The following is a 20,563-nucleotide window of genomic DNA, read 5'->3' on the forward strand; positions in this document are numbered from 1 at the left end:
GAGGGTCTATTCCGGCATCACCAGGTCCAGGCGCACCCCGAGCAGGCGAATCGGCCGATCGAACTCGAACTTGTGCAGGACCTCGAGCATCGCCGGTTCGATGACGTCGATGTCGGTGGTCGGTGCAGGCAACTTGCGCGACTTCGTGCGCGTGTAGAACGTCATCGTTCGAACCGTGACAGCGACCCGGAACGCGACCCGCTCTTCGGACACCACCTGCGCCAACAACTCTCGCGTCAGCTTTCGGATCGCGTCATCGATCTCAGCGGGCTCGGACAGATCCTTGGGAAACGTCTCGACCTTGCTGTGCGAGCGCGGGATGTACGGCTCTGTCTCGACAGTGATGTCGCCGCCTCCCCGCGACAGCAGGTTGAGCCAGTTGCCGAGATGGGGGCCGAATTCGGCGATGAGCCGTCCGCGATCCTCGCTGGCCAGCTGCTCGACGGTCGAGATCCCGAGCGCGTTCAGTTTGGCGGTGGTCTTCGGTCCCACGCTCCACAAGTCGCCGACCCCACGCTCGCCCATGATCGGCATCCAGTTGGTGCTGTTCAGTACGAAGATGTGCTCGGGATCGCGTTTGGCGAAGCCCGTCGCCATCTTTGCCCGCTGCTTGTTGTCACTGATCCCCACGGCCGACGGCAGTCCACGCTCGTCGAGGATCCGCTGCCGGATGGACTGGGCCAACTCGATCGGATCGACCCCCGCCTCCGCCGCGGGCACACCCAGGAACGCTTCGTCCCAGCCGATGACCTCGACCGGATATCCGAGACTTCGCAGCGTGTTCATCACCTCGGCGGACGCGGCGTCATAGGACGCATGGTCCAGCGGCAGATACACCGCATCGGGCATCTTCCGAAACGCCGACCGCAGCGGCATCCCGGCCCGCACTCCGACATCGCGGGCCTCGTACGACGCGCACGTGACGACCTTGCGGGGTTCGGTCGGATCACCGGTGCCGCCGACGATCACCGGCACACCGACGAGGTCCGGGTTTCCGCGGCGCTCGACAGACACCTGGAACTGGTCCAGGTCGACGTGCATGATCGCGCGGTAGCGCCGGAGCGGCTCAGTCATCCCTGCCGACGTTATTGCAAAACGAGGTCAGGCGCCCGCGCTATCGCAGGCGCCTGACCTCATGAAGCGAAAGTGACTCAGACACCCTCCTCGTTGGAGGCAGGCGGATACGTCCCGTTCGCGTACGGATTGAACTCGTTGGTGTAGAGCTCTTCGACCTTGACCCCGGCAGGCAGCTCACCGAGCCGAACCGCCTCGTCGACCCAGAGGGTGAATTCCTCGGGCTCGATCACCCCACCGGGCACCGGGACACCGGGACTCTTCCACTGCTTCACGAACTCCGTGTTCTCGTTGCGGCCACGGTCTTCGATGATCTTGACGAACCGGTTGACCACTTCCTCACGCGGACGCAGCTGCGCCCACCGGATGGCGCGGGCCACCCCCTGGACGTAATCCTTCACGACCTCCGGATTCTCGTCGATGTACTCATCCCGGAAGACCGCGGTGGCGATGGACAGATTCCCGATGAGACTGGTGTCCCGGAAGATCTCGTGCAGACCACCCTTCTGCAGGGCCACGTCCTTGAAGATCGTACCGAGATTGCCTACTTCGATTTGTTTTTCGCGGAGCGCCAGTTCGGTGTTGATCGGAGGGACCACGGTCAGCCCCACATTCTTGATGTCTGCATCTGAGACCCCCTCGCGGTGCAGCCACTCCTTGATGGCGTACTCGTGATAAGCGCCGAGCGTGTTGATGCCGACCTTCTTACCCACCAGATCCTGCGCGGTCTCGATGCCGCTGCCTTCGAGGGAGTAATAGCCGTGGAACGTCTCGGTGTCCGAACCATTGGTGGAGACGACCCCGGTCACCTTCGAACCGGCCTGCTGCAGTTTGGCCACCGACCCGTTGAATGCCGAGCCGGTGTCGATCTCACCGGTCGCCACCGCCTGGATGTCCTGCGGCCCGCTCGTGGTGTCACCGACCCACTCGAGTTTGACCTTCTGGAAATAGCCCAGCGATTCGGCGAGTTCCGACCAACCGACCTGCGACGCCCATCCCTGGTATCGCACCGTCACCTTGCCGTCCGCCCCGACCTCCGCAGTCTCACTTGTCGAACACGATGCCAAGACCACCGTGAGGACGGTGAACACCGCGATCGCGGTACCGGAGAGGAACTTTGGTCGACTTCGCATCTTCATTTTCCTTGTGAGTGATTCGGGTACCGGTCAGGACCCGATGAACTGTTCGCCGGAGATCGCGACCGATGAGGCACCGTCGACGCCGACCGGGATGTCCCCTTCGATGGTGGTGCGATACAGCACTCGCGCCACGTCCAGGTGATTGACGTCCCCCGGCGCCAGGTGCGCGGTCGCGCGGTTGTCCCACACCGCGATGGTGCCTTCGCGCCACCGCAATCGGACCGTGTACGCCGAGTTGGTCACCTCCTCGAAGAGGAGATCGAGCAGGGCGTCGCTCTGTCGCCTGCTGTAGCCGACGATCCGGCTGGTGAAGCCGGGCTGCACGAACAGGATCTTCTCGCCGGTCACGGGATGGACCCGGACCACCGGATGTTCGGCGATCAGCGGCGTCCGGGCCACCTTGTCGCCATAGTTGCTGCCCTCCTTGAACACCGGGTGACGGCCACCGAACCGGTGCTCGGCCCGCAGTCCGTCGACGAGCTCCTTGATGGACTCCGGTAGTCCGGCATACGCGGCGGCCAGGTTGGCCCAGCTGGTGTCCCCGCCCCGGACCGGGGTGTTGCCTGCCCGCAGGATCGACACCGCAGGCGGGTTGACCAGCGCGGTCACATCGGTGTGCCACTCGTTGGTGTAACTGGCGGCCTTGACCCCGAACTTGCGCTCGTAGTCGCGGTTGTCGATCTTCAGGATCTCGGGGAAATCGGTCGGCGCATCGTCGTCGTACGGATGCGAGGCGGTCACCGGACCGAAGTTCCGGGCGAACGCGATCTGCTGGGCGTGATCGATGAACTGATCACGGAAGAAGATCACCTTGTGCCGGTGGAGTCCGGCGACGATGGCGTCTGCCACCTCGGGATCAAGTGGTCGGGTCAGGTCGACGCCGGTGACGTCGGCGCCGATGTGGCCGGCGACCCGAGCGAAGTGGACGGTGGACGTATCGTCTTCGTTGGTGTGGAGATCGGTGATGGTCATGGCTTTTCCTTGTGTGAGTCGGGTTTTCAGGCGGTTCGGGCGTAGAACGGAGCGCCGGAGATCGAGCGCGACTGCTGACCCGCAACACCGACCGGTATGTCGCCCTCGACGGTGGTGCGGTGCAGTACGCGCACGACATCGAGGTGGCCGAGATCGGTGGGCGCCTGATGGATCGTCGCGCGGTTGTCCCAGATTCCGATACTGTTCGGGGTCCAGCGGACTCGGACGGTATACGCGGGGTTCGTGATCTCCGCGAACAAGAGATCGAGCAGCCGATCACTCTGCGCAGCACTGAGTCCGACGATTCGGCTGGTGAATCCCGGGTTGACGTAGATCAGCTTCTGCCCGGTGACGGGATGTACCCGCACCACAGGGTGCTCGCTGATGATCGGATTCTGTTGGGTCAGGGCCGCCGCTTCCGATTGCTTCTCCCAACGCTTTTCGCGACCGCCGAAACGGTTCTCCGCGTACAGACCCTCGAGGAACCGCTGTAGTGAGGCCGGAAGGTTGTCGTAGGCAGCGCCGAGATCGGCCCACGTCGTGTCGCCACCGACGTCGGGTACGAGCTCCGCCCGCAGCACCGTGACGGCGGGCGGATTGACCAGCGCTGTGACGTCCTGGTGCCAGAAGCTGGCGTAGCTGTATTGCTTGGAGCCGCCCCGGTTGGCGTACGTGCGCGAATCCACCTCCAGCACTTGCGGATAACCTTCCGGCGACTTGTCCGCGTATCCCAGCGGATGAGCATCTGTGACCCGGCCGAAGTACTCGGTGAACTGCACCTGCTGCGCGTGATCGATGACCTGATCACGGAAGAAGAGCACCTTGTACTCGTACAGGGCGTCATTCAGGGCACGCTGGGTTGCCGCGCTCTGCACGTGCGTGAGATCGAGGCCGGAGACCTCTGCGCCGAGATATCCGGCGATCGGTGCGACCTCGATCGATTGTACCGTCGACGCGGCCGCCGTCTGGGTTGCTGTGATGGTCACCGTGATGATCCTTTCTTCGGGCCTTGAGATAACTCAACTGGCGATGGATGAATACTCGAGTTGCCGTGAACACGGCCTGAGTCGAAATATCGAAGGCGCCGGAAATTAACACCAGCGCGGCTTCCACAACGTGGAACCAGCACGCGAATCCGCCCGAAATTCGCGGTGAAAAGATCACGGCGCGCACAATCCTTCCGCTCGGACGGCGCACCGGGGATCGTGACCAACAGAGTTGACGAGTCGGCGGGGAGACAGCGATGGACACAAGCGAGGGCGGGGCCGCAGTGCCCCTGCGGCCGCGCACTGGGTCTCAGGCGATCGAACGGGCGATCTCGGTGCTGTACGCGTTGGAGAACACCGACGCGTTCATCCCGATCAGCGAGCTGGCCCGCCGGGTGGGACTGCCGATCAGCACCACTCACCGGATCGCGCAGGCACTGGTGCGGGGCAGACTGCTCACCCAGGACCCGCAGACCGATTGTTACGGCATCGGCGACGGCCTGCTGACCCTGGCCACCTCAACCACCAAGCGCATCGACGTCGACGCCGCCGCGCCACACCTGCACACCCTGTCGTCCCAGATCAAGATCACCGCGAGCCTGGGTATCGCCGAGGACGACCAGGCAGTCACGGTCTACTCGGCGCGTCCTCCGGTTGCCTTCTGTGACCACCAGATCCCCGAGCAACGCGCCGCACTGGACGCGACCGCGATGGGTCGCGCGATTGTCGCGTTCACAGGGCGAAAAGGGCGACAGCGAGTCGCCGCCGGCGACGCCGCCCGCCGACGTGGCTACGCGATCTCGGATCCGGCCGAGGTCACCGCGATTGCCGTCCCGGTCTTCGACGCGGGAGGACGCGTCCGCGCCTCGGTCGGTGTGCAAGCACTCAGCGTGCGACTGAATCAGAACTTGATCTCCCAGATCTATCCGGCGATGCGGAATACCGCGGCCCTGCTCACCGATGTGGTATCTGAGTCATCGCCGCAGAAGCCGGGTTCACCGGTGGGAGCGCTGGCGGTTTCTCCGGACCTTTTACGCGGCACGATTTAATAGCGCCGCATATTCCACGTCGTGAAATAGCTTGTTGTGACGGGCGCTCGGCGCCCAACATCATTGACCCAGCACACGAAATCGATCAGCGGTGTCCGCTGTCAGGGGCTCGGCAGGACGTCGATTTCGAACAATTACTTTCCGCGGGATCCACCGCGCGGAAAACCGAAGGGGAATCTCGTGAAACTAACACCACCGCGACGTCTGCGCACGATTGCGGTTCTGGCACTGACGCTCTCGTTCGGACTGGCAACGACCGCGTGCGGGTCGTCCTCCGATGAGGCCACCCTGACCGCAGACGGCAAGACCGAACTGCGTTATCTCACCTCACCATCGACCGTCGTATTCCCAGAACTGGCAGCCGATCTCGGCTACTTCAGCGAAGTCACACTGAAGTCCGTGGGTGAAACAACCAGCGGACCGCAGTCCATCCAGGCGACAGCAACGGGCGACTCCGACTTCGGCGCGGCGCCTTCAACGGAGCCATCGTCAAGTTGAAGTCAGCCGGGTCGCCCATCACCGCTGTCGTCGACTATTACGGCGCTGATTCCAAGACCTACAACGGGTTCTACGTACTCGACGGCTCCCCGATCCGCAGCGCCCGCGACCTGATCGGCAAGAAGGTAGGCATCAACACCCTGGGTGCGCACTCCGAGTTCGTCATTCGCGAATGGCTTGCACGTGAGGGTCTTTCGAAGGATGAGATCGCCTCGGTACAGCTGTTGGTGGTGCCACCCATCAACACCGAGACCGCCCTTCGTCAAGGACAGATCGACGTCGGCGCCTTCAACAACATCTTCCGCGACAAGGCCCTCGAGACCGGTGGACTGCGGGAGCTCTTCACCGACGCGGTGTTCGGCGACTTCAGCTACGGCAGCCTTGTGTTGCGCGACGACTTCATCGCGAAGAACCCCGAGGCCGTCAAGGACTTCGTGCAAGGTACGGCCCGCGCCGTCCGATGGACCCAGGTGACCCCGCGCGACGAAGTCGTCGCACGCTTCAAGGACATCATCGGCAAGCGCGGTCGGGGTGAGGACCCGGCACTCGCCGACTACTGGCAGAGCTCGTCCATCCCGACCGCCGGCGGAGTCATCAAGCCTGAAGAGTTCCAGCTCTGGATCGACTGGCTGGTACGCAACGGTGAACTCGAGAAGGGAAAGCTCACCCCGGAAGACGTCTTCACCAACGACGACAACCCTTACGCCAACGGCACCTACCCGCCTGAGTCGGGACCCGACGGTGCCCCTGTGGAGGCTGCATCATGACCACACCCAAGCTCGAGCTACGTTCGGTACGAAAGGCATTCCCCTCCCCCGGCAAGCCCGACTTCGTGGCGGTCGACGACATCACGATCGCCGCGGCCGAAGGCGAGTTCCTTGTTCTGGTCGGACCCAGCGGTAGCGGTAAGTCGACGCTGCTTGACCTCATCGGCGGACTGACCAAGCCGACGTCCGGTGAGATCCTGCTCGACGGCAGACCGATCACCGGCCCTGGCCTCGACCGGGGTGTCGTCTTCCAGCAATACGCACTCCTGCCCTGGCGTTCCGCGCGTGCCAATGTGGAGTTCGGGCTGGAGGCGAAGGGCATTCCGCGCCGTCGCCGCAAGGTGATCGCCGATGAGTACCTGCACCTGGTCGGCCTCGACGGTTTCGCCGATCACCTACCGCACGAGCTCTCCGGCGGCATGAAGCAGCGCGTCGCCATCGCACGCAGCCTCGCCTACGACCCCGAGGTCCTGCTGATGGACGAACCGTTCGCAGCGCTCGACGCACAGACTCGGGAGTCGCTACAGGACGAGTTGCTCCGCATCTGGAAGGCCACCGGGAAGACGATCCTCTTCATCACTCACGGCATCGATGAGGCGATCTATCTGGGGCAACGCGTTGCCGTACTGACCGAACGTCCCGGGCGCATCAAGGAGATCCTCGATATCGACATCGACCGCGAGGCGGTGGACGATCTGCGCTCCTCCGAACAGTTCCGCGACTACCGGCACCGGATCTGGCTCTCGTTGCGGCCGGAAGTGCAGGCCACCACACTGATTGGAGCAGGTTCACATGTCTAACGTCACCCTGGAGAAGGCGTCCCCGGTCGCCGAGGTTGCAGCACCGCCGGTCGCGACACCGACACCCGAGAAGCCCAGGACCCGCAAGCCGGTGGGACGGACCATCCTGCGCACCGGCACCTGGGTGTTCCGCACGACCATCGTGCTGGCTCTGCTGCTCGTGTTCTGGGAGGTGGCCCCGCGTATCGGCCTCGTCGACAAGACGTTTCTGCCTCCGTTCTCCGATGTCGTCGACGCGCTGATCACCTTGGCCCAGAGCGGCCAACTGTCCGAACACATCTCAGCGAGTGTGGGTCGCGCGCTCAAGGGCTTCACGGTCGCCGTCGTCGTCGCCGTCCCGCTCGGAATCGTGATCGGCTGGTACCGCCCTGTGGCGCAGCTGCTCAACCCGGTCCTCGAGTTGTTCCGGAACACTGCGGCCTTGGCACTGCTGCCGGTGTTCGTGCTCATCCTGGGTATCGGCGAGACGTCCAAGGTCGCGCTCGTCATCTACGCGTGCATGTTCCCCATCCTCCTGAACACCATCTCGGGCGTGCGCACCGTCGATCCCCTGCTGATCAAATCGGCCCGTTCACTGGGCCTGTCGTCGTTTCGGCTCTTCCAGAAGGTGATCTTGCCGGCGGCACTGCCGACGATCTTCACCGGCATCCGCCTGTCTGCGGCCGCGTCGATCCTTGTCCTCATCGCCGCCGAGATGGTCGGAGCGCGTTCGGGACTGGGTTACCTGATCATGGCCAGCCAGCTCAATTTCCAGATCCCACAGATGTACGCCGGGATCGTGACCATCGCCCTGGTGGGTCTCGTCTTCAACTTCGTGCTGGTCGTCATAGAACGCCGATTCTCGCGCTGGCGCACCCCCTCGAACGGGTAAACGTCGTCCTCCTGACCTTTCGACCCTAGGAATAGCATGTCACGCACGTTGCATCTCAATGCCTTTGTCATGGGCGTCGGCCACCATGAGGCCGCCTGGCGGCATCCCCGCACCGCCGAACATCACGTCCTCGACGTCGATCACTTCGTCCGGCTCGGTCAGATCGCCGAGCGCGGCAAGCTCGATTCGATCTTCTTCGCCGACGGACTGGCGATCGGCCCGAACATCCGGCGCAACACCCAGGCGATCTTCGAACCGATCACCCTGCTGTCGGCCATTGCCGGCGGGACCAGCAAGGTCGGTCTGATCGCCACCGCCTCAACGGGTTACAACCATCCGTACACCTTGGCCCGCGCATTCGCCTCGCTCGAACACATCAGTGGCGGCCGGGCAGGCTGGAACATCGTCACGTCCGGCAACAGTCAGGAAGCCCTCAACTTCGGCCTCGACTCCATCCCCGAGCACGCCGGCAGGTACCGCCGGGCCCAAGAGTTCGTCGACGTCGTGACGAAACTGTGGGACAGCTGGGATCAGGACGCGGTGGTGCTCGATGTGGAAGGCGCAGTCTTCGCCGACCCCGATCGGGTCCGGACCATCGACCATGTGGGAGAGCATTTCTCGGTTCGCGGGCCATTGAATTCGCCGCGATCCCCGCAAGGCAGGCCGGTGCTGGTGCAGGCCGGGTCGTCAGAAGACGGCAAGGAACTCGCAGCGCACTACGCCGAGGTGGTCTTCACCGCACAGCGCACGATCGCCGAGGGCCGAAGCTTCTATCAGGACCTCAAGAGCCGGTTGCCGAAGTACGGCCGCACGTTCTCCGATCTGCAGATCCTGCCGGGCATCGTCCCGTTCATCGGTGGCACCGAGGCAGAGGCGAAAGCCCTCGAACGAGAGTTCACCGACCTCATCTCTCCCGACTACGCGCTCGGGCAGCTCTCGGCATTCTTCAATGTCGACCTCACGGGACTCTCCCTCGATGCCCGACTCCCCGAGCTCCCACCGGAGTCGGAGATCGAAGGACACAAGAGCCGCTCGACACTCGTCCGGCAGCTCGCCGCGAAGGGTGACCTGACGATTCGGGAGTTGATCGGCGAACTCGGTGGCGGTCGAGGCCACCGCAGCATCGCAGGCACCCCCGAGCAGATCGCCGACGACCTCATCGAATGGGTCGACGCCGGTGCGGCTGACGGGTTCAACATCATGCCGCCCTACCTGCCCGGTGGACTCGATGATTTCGTCGACCAGGTGGTCCCGATCCTGCAGGCACGCGGCCGTTTCCGCACGGATTACACGGAGTCGACCCTGCGGGGCCACTACGGTCTCGACGTACCCACCGCCGCCGAGTCACGGGAGGAAGCAGCCACCGCGGTATGACGGCGACCCTGGATGCTCAGCGTCCGTTGCGGTCGCTGGCAGGGACCGTCTACCTTCCGGCTGCGGCATACGGCATCGGGCAGGGGGCGGCCGCACCGGTGATGGTGCTGGCCGCCCTCGACCTCGGTGCGGGCGTCGCGATCGCCGGCCTGGCGGTGGCGCTGGTCGGACTCGGACAGGTGGTCGGCGACACCTGCTCCGGCCAGATAGTCGCGCGCATCGGTGAACGCCGTTCGATCATCGTCGCGAGTTCGGTGGCGGCGGCGGGTGCACTGACCTGCCTACTGGCGCAGACTGTGTGGTTGCTGGCCGTGGGGATTTCGATGGTTGGCCTGGCCAACGCGGTGTGGGGCCTGGCGCGGCAGAACTACCTGTCACTGGCGGTGCCGTTCGAGTGGCGGGCGCGGGCGATGTCGCTGTTCGGTGGAGCCATGCGATTCGGCTTTTTCGCCGGCCCGTTCATCGGTGCGGGCGGGATCGTGCTGATGGGGGCTCGAGGTGGTTTCGTCGTGCAGCTGGTGGCAGTCGTCGTCGCCGGGCTGATGATGGCGCGGCTGGCGGATCCACCGGGCGCAGGCGCGGTGCAATCGCCGGTCAGCCTCCGCGGGGTGTTTGCCGAACACGGCCGGTTGCTGTCCACCCTCGGTGCGGGATCGCTGCTGCTCGGTGTCGCCCGCAGCTCACGTGATGCCATATTGCCGTTGTGGGCCAACCACATCGGCCTGTCCCCCGCCGTCGCCAGCATCTTGTTCGGAGTCGGCGCCGCAGCCGACGTCATCTGCGCCTACCCGGCCGGACACCTGATGGACCGCTTCGGGCGGACCTTCGTGGCGATCCCGTCGATCCTGGTACTGGCCGTGTCGTACGTGGCCTTGCCCTTCACCACGGCCGTGGCCGGTTTCGCGGCAGTCGCCATCGTGATGGGCATCGGGAACGGCTTCGGCAACGGGGTGATCATGACCATCGGCGCCGACGTGGCCCCTGCGACCGGTCGCGCCGAGTTCCTGGCGGCCTGGCGACTGACCCACGACGCGGGGTTCTTCGCGGGGCCGCTGGCGATCGCAGGCGCGGCTGCGCTCTTCCCGCTGTCGATCGCCGCGTTCACGGTGTCGGGGCTCTCCGCCGGTGGAGCGGTGTTGTTGGGTAAATATGTTCCGCAGTACACGCGGGCGAAGTTCGTCTTGGGTAAGGAGAAGGCACATGGATCTGGGTCTGACCGGTAAACGGGCGATCGTCACCGGTGGCAGCAAGGGCATCGGCCTCGCGATCGCCACCGCCCTCGCCACCGAAGGGGCCGACGTCGTCATCGCGGCGCGCGGGGCGGAGGCGCTGAGCGCGGCAGCCGCCGACATCGCAGGGAAGTCGGGCCGCACGGTCGTGGACGTCCCGGTGGACACCGGCGACGACGCGTCCGTGCAGGCGCTGGTGGCGCGCGTGGTCGCAAAGTTGGGTGGTGTCGACATCCTGGTGAACTCGGCCGCGACACCGTGGAGCGCGGGCAAGCCGACCGACTTTGCGGCCACCACCGACGACGTCGTCCGCCGCGAGGTCGAGATCAAGGTGCTCGGCTACCTGCGGACGGCTCGGGCCGTGGCGCCACACCTCATCGACCAGGGCTGGGGACGCATCATCAACATCAGCGGACTCGGTGCCCGACAGGCCAATTCGATCGCCCAGACCATCCGGAACGTCAGTGTGTCGGCGCTCACCAAGAACCTGGCCGACGAACTCGGCCCGCACGGGATCAACGTCACCGTGGTGCACCCCGGCCGGACCCGGACCGCACGTCTCGATGAGCAACTCGCGGAAAAGTCCGCCGAATCAGGTGAGTCCGTGGCCGATCTGGAAAGAGAGCTGGCCACCAACTCGATCCGCCGGATCGTCGACGCCTCCGAGGTCGCAGACGTGGTCGCGTTCCTCGCCTCACCACGCAGTGTCGGGATCACCGGCGACGCGATCGCCGTCGGCGGCGGGGTGGTCGGACCCGTCTACTACTGAGATCAGACCTGGCCGGTGGCGTCGTAGATCCACGACGTGTCGGCGGCGGCCAGCGTATCCATCCAGTCCGATGGAGCCGTGTTCGCCAGGCCACCGAAGTCCCAGTAGTCCTTCCAGAGGGTGATCTTGCCGTCGACCACTTTGTGCACGGTCACGAAGGCCAGGGTCGCGGTCTCGCCTGTCGCCCAGGTCCACGTCTCGCTGTGCTCGTACATCACGTCGGCGCCGTCGGAGATCAGCAGACCGTCGTGGTTGATGTAGTCGGCGAGGCTCTCCAGCCCGACCTTCAGCCGCTTGACGATGTCATCGGGGCCTCGGGCAGCGAGTCCGGGACCGACCGGCATGTCGATGTAGATGCAATCGTCGGACACAAAACCTTTGACCCCCTCCCAGTCTCGCTTGCTCAGCGCGGCCCAGAGACCCAGCACTACGGACTTGTTGTCAGCTGACACGTTCGTACCTCTTCTCATTCGAGTGTGCAGGAAGGAAACGTCCGATGCGTTTGTGCCCCAGCGCATCTGCTGGGCGGTCGTCGACGAACACCGTCTCACCGCCCACCATGACGATGCGAACGGTACGTTCGTTGCGGTTCACCATGCGCGAGAGCCCACCGAACTGCTCGACCTGCGCCTCGCGATAGTCCTCGAGGGAGGCGTCCAGGTGTTCGGGGTCGAGCACGAACAGGTCGGCCCGATCACCGACGCGCAGGTGCCCGGCGTCGATGCCGTTCCAGTCGGCGAGCTCACCGGTCAGGCGGTGCACGGCATGTTCGACACTCATGAACGGCTCACCGGCCTCTGCCGCGGTGTGTACGTGCCGGAGCAGTCGCAGCCCGAAGTTGTAGAACGCCATGCTCCGCAGGTGCGCGCCCGCGTCGGAGAACCCGATCTGGATCCCGGAATCCCTGGCGAGTTTCTTCAGCAACTCGGGCCGATGATTGGAGATGGTGGTGCGCCAGCGGATCTTCGATCCGTGCTCGAGTAGCAGGTCGAGATACGCGTCGACCGGATGAAGGCCGCCGCGGTCGAGTCCGACGTCGCCGAAGGTCTTACCGACCACGGCCGCGTCCGGGCATTCGACGATCTCCGCGTCGAAGAAGTCCCGGTGCCAGACCCTCGGCCCGTATTTCTTGTCGTAATCCTGGCGGAACCGGCGGCGATAGCTCTCGTCCCGCATCAACTCGTTGCGGTCGATCGCGTCTTGCAGGTGCAATGCCGCCGCGCCGGAACCGAACTCCTCGAACACGGCCAGTTCCATGCCGTCGGCGTAGACCTCGAATGGCACGGGCAGGTGTTGCCACCGGAAGTCGCCGCCGAGCCTGTTGATCAGCCTGGCCATCGGGCCCATGGCGTGGACGACCTCGGGTCGGGCTTTGATGTCGGCCGCGGACAACAGGCTCGTCTTCAGTTGCGGCCGTCCGACTCCCAGCGACGTGAACAGCTGCGACAGCACGTTGAGCGGGCGCGAGATGTCGGGCCCCGACTGCAGCACCCGCTTACGCCTGCGCAAGATCGCATTGAGTCGGCGCAACTCCCGCCGCTTCGCGTACGTGGACGGCAGGGTCCGGGAGCGGCAGACGACGCCGTCGAGTTTGTCGAACAGCAGTTGCTGCGACGACAGCCCGACGAAACCCGCATCCAGGGCCTTGTTGAGCATGCGCTCCATGCGAACCTGTTCCGTTGCCGTGGGGACCACGTCGCCACGGGTCGCGCGGTCGAGGCCCATCGCCGCGGCCCGGATGTCGGAGTGCCCGATGAAGGCCGCGACGTTCGGGCCGAGAGCCAGCGACGAGAGCGTGTCGACGTACTCGCGGGCGTTGCGCCACGTCCGGTGCCGATCGATGTTGGAGATGACGTGGCCGCGCGGGATCGCTTCCACGCGCCCGAACAGATCCCCGGCCACCTCGGCGTCGACGTGGATGGTCGACAGCGAGCACGAACCGAGCAGCACGGTGGTGACGCCGTGGCGCAACGACTCGCTCAGGTCAGGACCGCCGAGCACCTCCACGTCGTAGTGGGTGTGGATGTCGATCATGCCCGGGAGCACCCACAGCCCCGCTGCCTCGATGACGTCGGCGCAACCGTCGGCATCGATCGGCTCGGCAGAGATCAGGGCGATGCGGCCGTCGCGGATACCGATGTCGCGGACACCCGAAGCCGCGCCGGTGCCGTCGAACCACCGGCCTCGGCGGATCACTGTGTCGAAGGCCATGGGTCGGATTACAACCCTGTAGGAGTCGGCGCGTCAGTTGAATGGGCGAATTGGCTCGAACTCGCGAATCATGTTGGCATAGCGCAAATAGTCTGCGCTCGCTTTCGCCTCTACCGTCAGCCCGGCGGCGGTTTATGATCGGCAACCAACTTTTCCGCGAGGTCGTAGTCGTCGTTGCTGTTGAAGGTGAGCCCACCGACGGTGACCCCGCCGCGCTGATACCAGACGGTGAAGCCACCTTCCGGGAAGCCCCCATTGCGTTCGACGAGGTGCGCGGAATCGTAGCCGTCGCCCCATGCCGCGTACTTGAGTGTGTGATTGCCGATGGTCGTCCAGAATCCAGGGACGGAATCCCACGATGTGTCGACCCCGGCTGCCGTCGCGCCGGCAACCTCCCCCTGGTCCACCGCGTCCTGCCAGTGTTCGGTCGCGACCTGACGCCCGGCCGCCGTGTTGTGCGCGGTTGCGACATCGCCGACGGCGAGAACAGAGGCCGCGCTGGTGCGCATGTGTTCGTCGACGACGATCCGGCCGTCGTCGACCTTCAGGCCGGCCGACTCCGCGATGTCCGCGCATGGCGTGATCCCGGTCGCCGCGAGGATGAGGTCGGCGTCGATGCGGACTCCGTCGTCCAGGGTCACCGCCCCCGGTTCTATCTTGACAACGTTCGGACCGCCGACGTAGCGCACGCCGGAGTCGTCGAGCATCGCCCGGATCCTGGCGCCGGCATCGGGGCCGAGACGGCTTTCCTGCGGGACATCGTTGGGCGCGACGAGGGTCGTGGTCACCCCGCGCGATGCGAGCGAGGCAGCAGCTTCACAACCGATGAACCCTGCGCCGATGACCACGGCCGAAGCCGCTTTCTCGGCGCCTTCGCGCAGGCTCGAGGCCTCGGAGAAGGACCGCAGTAACAGTGCGTGTTCGCCGCCGGGCACCGGAATCGGCACCGGCCGGGCACCGGTTGCGATGATCGCGGTGCCGAAATCGATGGTCTCGCTGGTCGAGAGCCTCGCGTTCTTGGCCGTGGTGTCGAGCTCGAGGACCGAGGTGTCGGTGCGTACTTCGATGTTGCGTTCGCTGTACCACTCCCGCGGGTGCAGCGCGACATCGTCGGGGCCGCTGTCCCCCTGCAGGTAATCCTTGCTCAGAGGGGGCCGAAAGTACGGCAGATCGGGGTCCGACGTCACGATCAGCACTCGTCCGCTGCCGCCGTTGTCGCGATAACTTTCGGCCGCGGACACCCCGCCCGGACCGCTGCCGATGATCAGAAGCTCGGTGCTGTTCATGCGCCTCGCGTACCCGATTTGAACTCCGACGAACATTGAGGACCGAAACTGTCCTCATTGGTTGCGATGATGTTCTCAGCAGCAAAGAACAACTCAGCACACGCACTGGAGGAACATCATGGACTGGACACTCGAACTCGTCATCCTTCCCGTCACCGACGTCGACCGGGCAAAGGACTTCTACGAGAAGGTCGGCTTCAACGTCGACCACGACCACGTCGTCTCCGACGAGGTTCGCTTCGTCCAGATGACGCCGCCCGGCTCGGCCTGTTCGATCGCCTTCGGCAAAGGCATCACCGACGCCGAACCCGGCTCTGTGAAGGGGATGCAGGTCGTTGTCTCCGATATCCAGGAAGCCCACGACCACCTGCAGTCCGTCGGCATCGACCCCGGTGAGATCGACATCCAACCCTGGGGCCACTTCGTCGGCTTCGCCGACCCCGATGGCAACCAGTGGTCCGTGCAATACATGCCCTACCGCAACGCCTAGCTTCCTTTCGAGCGTGTAGTTGTCGCGGCATCGGCCGAGAATCCTTCGCGCTAACTACACGCTCGATCGGGATATCGCCTCCCGAACCCGGGCGACGACAACTCCGGGACGTTCCGCGAGCAACTCAGCGCTGACCCGCACAACGCGCCAGCCCGCAGCCTCTAGGTCCGCCCACCGGTCGATGTCCCGTGAACGCTGCCGACGGTCTGTCCAATGGTGCCCGCCGTCGTATTCAACGGCGACTTTCCACCTCCGCCACCCCATGTCCAGACGGATGTAGACGTGCCCGTACTCATCGCGCAGTTCGATCTGGGTCTCTGGCGCAGGCAGTCCAGCTCTGATCAGCAGCAATCTCGTTCGAGTCTCGGGCGGCGACTCTGCGCCGGCGTCGACGAGTTCGAGGACTCCTCGCATCTGTGCGAGACCGCGCGCACCCGGGTGCCTGTCGGCGAGTGCACAGACGTCGATCGCTTTGACCCCGGTGGCACCCATCAAAGAGTCCAGAACCTCGACGGCACGATCGGCATCCAGCCGCCTGCCGATATCGAACGCCGTCCGGGCCGGGGTGGAGGCAGGCAACCCACTTGCTTGGCAGATCTCGTCGTCAGACAACCTACCGCTCCACACCACGATCCCTCGCGGCGATCGTCGCTCCATCCGATTGAGTTCGACCGCTGCATCACATTCGATCCATTTGGTTCCGTGCAGGGCCGCCGCCGCCAAGCCGACGACGGTGACGGGCGACCCCGCCCACAACACCGCGGCCTCGGTCCGCACCCGCAGCGTGGGCTCGACCGAGCGGTGGACGTACACACCCCGGTAGATCGACACGTAGTCCTTGCGCAACTCGTATGGCGTGAGACGGCCAACCGCCACCGCCTCTGCGCCCAGAAAGGGCCTCTCCCCCATGCACCTTCGACGTGCTTGCGCAGCGAACGGATCCTCACCAGCTCGAGCGTGTAGTTGTTGCGGCATCGATCGAGACGACATCGCAACTACTACACGCTCGACACACAAAAGCGGGCGCCCTCCGAAGAGGACGCCCGCCTTTGATGCGTTTACCTAGCGGTAGTCGCTGCTGAATCCGTAATCGTCCAGCGGGACAGCCGCACCCGACGGGGCACCGAAGGTGCCGTCCGGGCTGTAGTAGGTGTCGTCGTAGGACGGCACCGCGTACGCAGCTGCTCGGGCTTCTTCGGTCGGCTGCACCTGGATGTTCCGGTACCGGTTGATACCGGTTCCGGCCGGGATGAGCTTACCGATGATCACGTTCTCCTTGAGGCCGACGAGCTTGTCGCTACGGCTGTTGATGGCCGCATCGGTGAGCACGCGAGTGGTCTCCTGGAACGACGCCGCAGACAACCAGGACTCGGTTGCCAGCGATGCCTTGGTGATACCCATGAGCACCGGACGTCCGGCGGCGGGCTCGCCACCTTCGGACACGACGCGACGGTTGGCCGCCTCGAACTCGGCACGCTCGGTGAGCGAACCGGGCAGGAACTCGGTGGCACCGGAGTCGATGATCGTCACGCGACGCAGCATCTGACGAACGATCGTCTCGATGTGCTTGTCGTGGATCGACACACCCTGGCTCCGGTAGACCTCCTGGACCTCGCCGACGAGGTGGACCTGCACCTGACGCGGGCCCATGATGCGCAGCACCTCGTGCGGATCGGCAGCACCTTCCATGAGTTGCTGACCGACCTCGATGTGGTCGCCGTCGGCGAGCAGACGCTCGGTGCCGTCGTCGTGCTTGAAGACACGCAGACGCTGACGCTTCGAGATCTTGTCGTAGACGACCTCTTCCGAGCCATCATCGGGTGTGATGGTCATCTTGTAGAAGCGATCGTCGTCTTCGAGACGGATGCGTCCGGAGACCTCGGCGATCGGGGCCTTGCCCTTGGGGACACGAGCCTCGAACAGTTCCTGCACACGCGGCAGACCACCGGTGATGTCGTCGCCGACGCCACCCTGGTGGAAGGTACGCATGGTCAGCTGGGTACCGGGCTCACCGATCGACTGAGCCGCGACGATACCGACGGCCTCACCGATGTCCACGAGCTTGCCGGTCGCCATCGAACGGCCGTAGCAGGTGGCGCAGACGCCGGTGCCTGTGCTGCAGGTCAGGACCGAGCGGACCTTGACCTGGGAGATACCGGCCTCGAGCAGGGCCTCGATCGCGGGATCACCGAGATCGAATCCACGCTCAATGATGACCTTGCCGTTCGCGTCGACCGCGTCGGTCGCCAACGTACGTGCGTACGTGGACGTCTCGACGTGGGCGTCACGGATGAGCGACCCGTCCGACTGCTTCTCGGCGATGATCGTGTTGATGCCACGCTCGGTGCCACAGTCGGTCTCACGCACGATGACGTCCTGCGACACGTCCACCAGACGACGGGTCAGGTAACCCGAGTCGGCGGTACGAAGCGCGGTGTCGGCCAGACCCTTACGGGCGCCGTGCGTGTTGATGAAGTACTCGGCAACGGTCAGGCCCTCACGGAACGAGGACTTGATCGGGCGCGGGATGAACTCACCCTTCGGGTTGGTCACCAGACCCTTCATGCCCGCGAGCGAGCGGATCTGGGTCATGTTGCCCGCAGCACCGGACTGCACGATCATCGGGATCGGGTTGTCGTCGGGGTAGTGCCGCTCCATGTCGGCGCCAACCTCTTCGGTTGCCTGCTTCCAGATCTCCACCAGGGCGTCCCGACGCTCGGCGCCGGTGAGGGCACCACGCTGGAACTTGCGCTCCAGGCCGTCGGCCCGCTCCTCGTACTTGTCGAGGATCGCTGCCTTGTCCGGCGAGACGAGCACGTCGGACATGGCGATGGTGACACCCGAACGGGTGGCCCAGTAGAAGCCGGCGTCCTTGAGCTTGTCGACGGTCTGCGCGACGACGATCATCGGGTAGCGCTCGGCCATGTCGTTGATGATCGTGGCCTGACGCTTCTTCGGCATCTGCTCGTTGACGAACGGGTAGTCGTTCGGCAGGAGCTCGTTGAACAGCACGCGACCGAGAGTGGTCTCGATGGTCCACGGGGTGCCGAACTTCCAGCCCTCCGGGTACTGAGCCCGCTCGATCTCGCGCGTCGGACGCTGGTGCGTCAGCCGAACCTTGATCGGAGCCTGAACACTGAGCAACCCACGGTCCACGGCCATCTGGGCCTCGGACGGAGTGGAGTACACACCGCGCTCGATGTCGTCGTTCGACGACGCGGTGTATGCACCGATCGCGTCGTTCTTCAGCGTGGTCAGGTGGAACAGACCGGTCACCATGTCCAGACGCGGCATGGCCAGCGGACGACCCGACGCGGGCGACAGGATGTTGTTCGAGGACAGCATCAGGATGCGGGCCTCGGCCTGTGCCTCGGCGCTCAGCGGCAGGTGCACTGCCATCTGGTCGCCGTCGAAGTCGGCGTTGAACGCCTCACACACGAGCGGGTGGAGCTGGATGGCCTTGCCCTCGACGAGCTGCGGTTCGAACGCCTGGATGCCCAGACGGTGCAGGGTCGGAGCGCGGTTGAGCAGCACCGGGTGTTCGGCGATGACCTCTTCGAGCACGTCCCACACGGCGGGGCGCTGACGCTCCACCATCCGCTTCGCGGACTTGATGTTCTGTGCCTGATTCAGGTCGACCAGACGCTTCATGACGAACGGCTTGAACAGCTCGAGAGCCATCAGCTTGGGGAGACCACACTGATGCAGCTTGAGCTGCGGGCCGACGACGATGACCGAACGGCCCGAGTAGTCGACGCGCTTGCCGAGCAGGTTCTGACGGAAACGACCCTGCTTGCCCTTGAGCAGATCGCTCAACGACTTCAGCGGGCGGTTGCCCGGTCCGGTGACCGGACGGCCACGACGGCCGTTGTCGAACAGGGCGTCGACGGACTCCTGCAACATCCGCTTCTCGTTGTTGACGATGATCTCGGGAGCACCGAGGTCGATCAGTCGCTTGAGGCGGTTGTTGCGGTTGATCACGCGGCGGTACAGGTCGTTCAGGTCGGACGTCGCGAAACGGCCACCGTCGAGCTGGACCATCGGGCGCAGCTCCGGCGGGATCACCGGCACGGCGTCGAGAACCATACCCAGCGGGGAGTTGCCCGACTGGTGGAATGCTGCGACGACCTTCAGACGCTTGAGCGCGCGGAGCTTCTTCTGCCCCTTGCCGTTGCGAATGGTGTCGCGCAGGATCTCGGCCTCCGCCGCGATGTCGAAGTCCTCGAGCAGACGCTTGATGGCCTCGGCACCCATCGCTCCGGTGAAGTACTCGCCGTAGCGATCCTGGATCTCGCGGTAGAGCTTCTCGTCGATGATCATCTGCTTGGGAGCAAGTTTCACGAACTTGTCCCAGATCTCGTCGAGATCGTCGAGGGCGCGCTGCGCGGTGTCACGGATACGACGCATCTCGCGCTCGCCGGCATCCTTGACCTTGCGGCGGGCATCGGCCTTGGCGCCTTCGCGCTCCAGCTCTGCCAGGTCCTCTTCGAGCTTCTTGGCGCGCTCTTCGAGGTCGGCGTCCCGGGTGTCTGCGACACCCTTCTTCTCGACCTCCATCTCGGCCTCGAGGGTCGACTTCTCGTTGTGACGCAGTTCGTCGTCGACAGCGGTGATCACGTAGGCGGCGAAGTAGATGATCTTCTCGAGATCCTTCGGCGCCAGATCGAGCAGGTAACCCAACCGGCTCGGCACACCCTTGAAGTACCAGATGTGGGTGACCGGAGCGGCCAGCTCGATGTGGCCCATCCGCTCACGACGCACCTTGGCGCGAGTGACCTCGACGCCGCAGCGCTCGCAGATGATGCCCTTGAAGCGGACGCGCTTGTACTTACCGCAGTAGCACTCCCAGTCCCGGGTGGGACCGAAGATCTTCTCGCAGAACAAGCCGTCCTTCTCTGGCTTGAGCGTGCGGTAGTTGATCGTCTCCGGCTTCTTCACCTCTCCGAAGCTCCAGTTATGGATGTCGTCGGCGGTGGCCAGGCCAATCTTCAGTTCATCGAAAAAGTTGACGTCGAGCACTATTTACCTTTCAGTAGCTCAGTCAGAAA

The 20,563-nt window shown here is 64.7% G+C and carries 16 protein-coding genes and 1 pseudogene; 8 read left to right on the forward strand and 9 right to left on the reverse strand.

Annotated elements, in window-relative coordinates; translation table 11 throughout:
- Positions 1 to 6 precede the first annotated feature (6 nt).
- The 4 genes from J3S28_RS11435 to J3S28_RS11450 form a co-directional block, all read right to left on the reverse strand.
- Positions 7 to 1,074 carry a DNA polymerase IV gene (locus J3S28_RS11435; protein WP_207840570.1) on the reverse strand — a complete coding sequence of 356 codons (1,068 nt, stop codon included), beginning with the start codon at positions 1,072 to 1,074 and terminating at the stop codon, positions 7 to 9.
- Positions 1,075 to 1,151: 77 nt separating this feature from the next.
- On the reverse strand, positions 1,152 to 2,207 hold the full coding sequence (locus tag J3S28_RS11440) for an ABC transporter substrate-binding protein (RefSeq protein ID WP_207840572.1): 1,056 nt from the start codon (positions 2,205 to 2,207) through the stop codon (positions 1,152 to 1,154).
- 33 nt (positions 2,208 to 2,240) lie between these two features.
- Complete coding sequence (locus J3S28_RS11445; protein WP_207840574.1) at positions 2,241 to 3,185, reverse strand: TauD/TfdA dioxygenase family protein; 945 nt, start codon at positions 3,183 to 3,185, stop codon at positions 2,241 to 2,243.
- A 26-nt stretch (positions 3,186 to 3,211) separates the two neighbouring features.
- Positions 3,212 to 4,177, reverse strand: coding sequence for a TauD/TfdA dioxygenase family protein (locus J3S28_RS11450; RefSeq protein ID WP_372435995.1), 966 nt, complete (start codon positions 4,175 to 4,177; stop codon positions 3,212 to 3,214).
- A 251-nt stretch (positions 4,178 to 4,428) separates the two neighbouring features.
- On the opposite strand from J3S28_RS11450, the gene J3S28_RS11455 reads away from it, so the two are divergent.
- The 7 genes and pseudogenes from J3S28_RS11455 to J3S28_RS11485 all read left to right on the forward strand — a co-directional run bounded on the left by J3S28_RS11455 (position 4,429) and on the right by J3S28_RS11485 (position 11,528).
- Positions 4,429 to 5,220 (forward strand): IclR family transcriptional regulator, encoded by a 792-nt coding sequence (locus J3S28_RS11455; protein ID WP_207840578.1) that lies wholly within the window; start codon positions 4,429 to 4,431, stop codon positions 5,218 to 5,220.
- 213 nt (positions 5,221 to 5,433) lie between these two features.
- Positions 5,434 to 6,485: pseudogene (locus J3S28_RS11460) on the forward strand (ABC transporter substrate-binding protein).
- Positions 6,482 to 7,285, forward strand: a complete 804-nt coding sequence (locus tag J3S28_RS11465) for an ABC transporter ATP-binding protein (protein ID WP_207840580.1) — start codon at positions 6,482 to 6,484, stop codon at positions 7,283 to 7,285. Before J3S28_RS11460 ends, J3S28_RS11465 begins: the two are co-directional and overlap by 4 nt.
- The gene (locus J3S28_RS11470; protein WP_207840582.1) at positions 7,278 to 8,156 is read left to right on the forward strand and encodes an ABC transporter permease; all 879 of its coding nucleotides are present in this window, start codon (positions 7,278 to 7,280) and stop codon (positions 8,154 to 8,156) included. Before J3S28_RS11465 ends, J3S28_RS11470 begins: the two co-directional genes overlap by 8 nt.
- 36 nt (positions 8,157 to 8,192) lie before the next feature.
- Complete coding sequence (locus J3S28_RS11475) at positions 8,193 to 9,530, forward strand: LLM class flavin-dependent oxidoreductase (protein WP_207840585.1); 1,338 nt, start codon at positions 8,193 to 8,195, stop codon at positions 9,528 to 9,530.
- The gene (locus tag J3S28_RS11480) at positions 9,527 to 10,753 is read left to right on the forward strand and encodes an MFS transporter (protein ID WP_207840587.1); all 1,227 of its coding nucleotides are present in this window, start codon (positions 9,527 to 9,529) and stop codon (positions 10,751 to 10,753) included. The genes J3S28_RS11475 and J3S28_RS11480 overlap by 4 nt, the downstream gene beginning before the upstream one ends.
- Positions 10,731 to 11,528 carry an SDR family NAD(P)-dependent oxidoreductase gene (locus J3S28_RS11485; RefSeq protein WP_207840589.1) on the forward strand — a complete coding sequence of 266 codons (798 nt, stop codon included), beginning with the start codon at positions 10,731 to 10,733 and terminating at the stop codon, positions 11,526 to 11,528. Before J3S28_RS11480 ends, J3S28_RS11485 begins: the two co-directional genes overlap by 23 nt.
- Before the next feature lie 2 nt (positions 11,529 to 11,530).
- On the opposite strand, the gene J3S28_RS11490 is transcribed toward J3S28_RS11485, so the two are convergent.
- The 3 genes from J3S28_RS11490 to J3S28_RS11500 all read right to left on the reverse strand — a co-directional run bounded on the left by J3S28_RS11490 (position 11,531) and on the right by J3S28_RS11500 (position 15,025).
- Positions 11,531 to 11,980, reverse strand: a complete 450-nt coding sequence (locus J3S28_RS11490; protein ID WP_307797041.1) for a nuclear transport factor 2 family protein — start codon at positions 11,978 to 11,980, stop codon at positions 11,531 to 11,533.
- Positions 11,970 to 13,739 (reverse strand): N-acyl-D-amino-acid deacylase family protein, encoded by a 1,770-nt coding sequence (locus J3S28_RS11495; RefSeq protein ID WP_207840593.1) that lies wholly within the window; start codon positions 13,737 to 13,739, stop codon positions 11,970 to 11,972. The genes J3S28_RS11490 and J3S28_RS11495 overlap by 11 nt, the downstream gene beginning before the upstream one ends.
- Positions 13,740 to 13,855: 116 nt before the next feature.
- Positions 13,856 to 15,025 (reverse strand): NAD(P)/FAD-dependent oxidoreductase, encoded by a 1,170-nt coding sequence (locus J3S28_RS11500; protein ID WP_207840595.1) that lies wholly within the window; start codon positions 15,023 to 15,025, stop codon positions 13,856 to 13,858.
- A gap of 118 nt (positions 15,026 to 15,143) precedes the next feature.
- Here J3S28_RS11500 and J3S28_RS11505 point away from each other — a divergent pair, with 118 nt between their 5' ends.
- Positions 15,144 to 15,515 carry a VOC family protein gene (locus tag J3S28_RS11505; protein WP_207840597.1) on the forward strand — a complete coding sequence of 124 codons (372 nt, stop codon included), beginning with the start codon at positions 15,144 to 15,146 and terminating at the stop codon, positions 15,513 to 15,515.
- Positions 15,516 to 15,569: 54 nt separating this feature from the next.
- On the opposite strand, the gene J3S28_RS11510 is transcribed toward J3S28_RS11505, so the two are convergent.
- Together J3S28_RS11510 and J3S28_RS11515 are read right to left on the reverse strand one after the other, a co-directional pair.
- Positions 15,570 to 16,424, reverse strand: a complete 855-nt coding sequence (locus J3S28_RS11510; RefSeq protein ID WP_207840599.1) for an endonuclease domain-containing protein — start codon at positions 16,422 to 16,424, stop codon at positions 15,570 to 15,572.
- 153 nt (positions 16,425 to 16,577) lie between these two features.
- Complete coding sequence (locus J3S28_RS11515; RefSeq protein WP_207840602.1) at positions 16,578 to 20,534, reverse strand: DNA-directed RNA polymerase subunit beta'; 3,957 nt, start codon at positions 20,532 to 20,534, stop codon at positions 16,578 to 16,580.
- Between the last annotated feature and the right edge of the window lie 29 nt (positions 20,535 to 20,563).

It is taken from the genome of Williamsia soli, assembly GCF_017377795.1.
Taxonomy (GTDB): domain Bacteria; phylum Actinomycetota; class Actinomycetes; order Mycobacteriales; family Mycobacteriaceae; genus Williamsia; species Williamsia soli.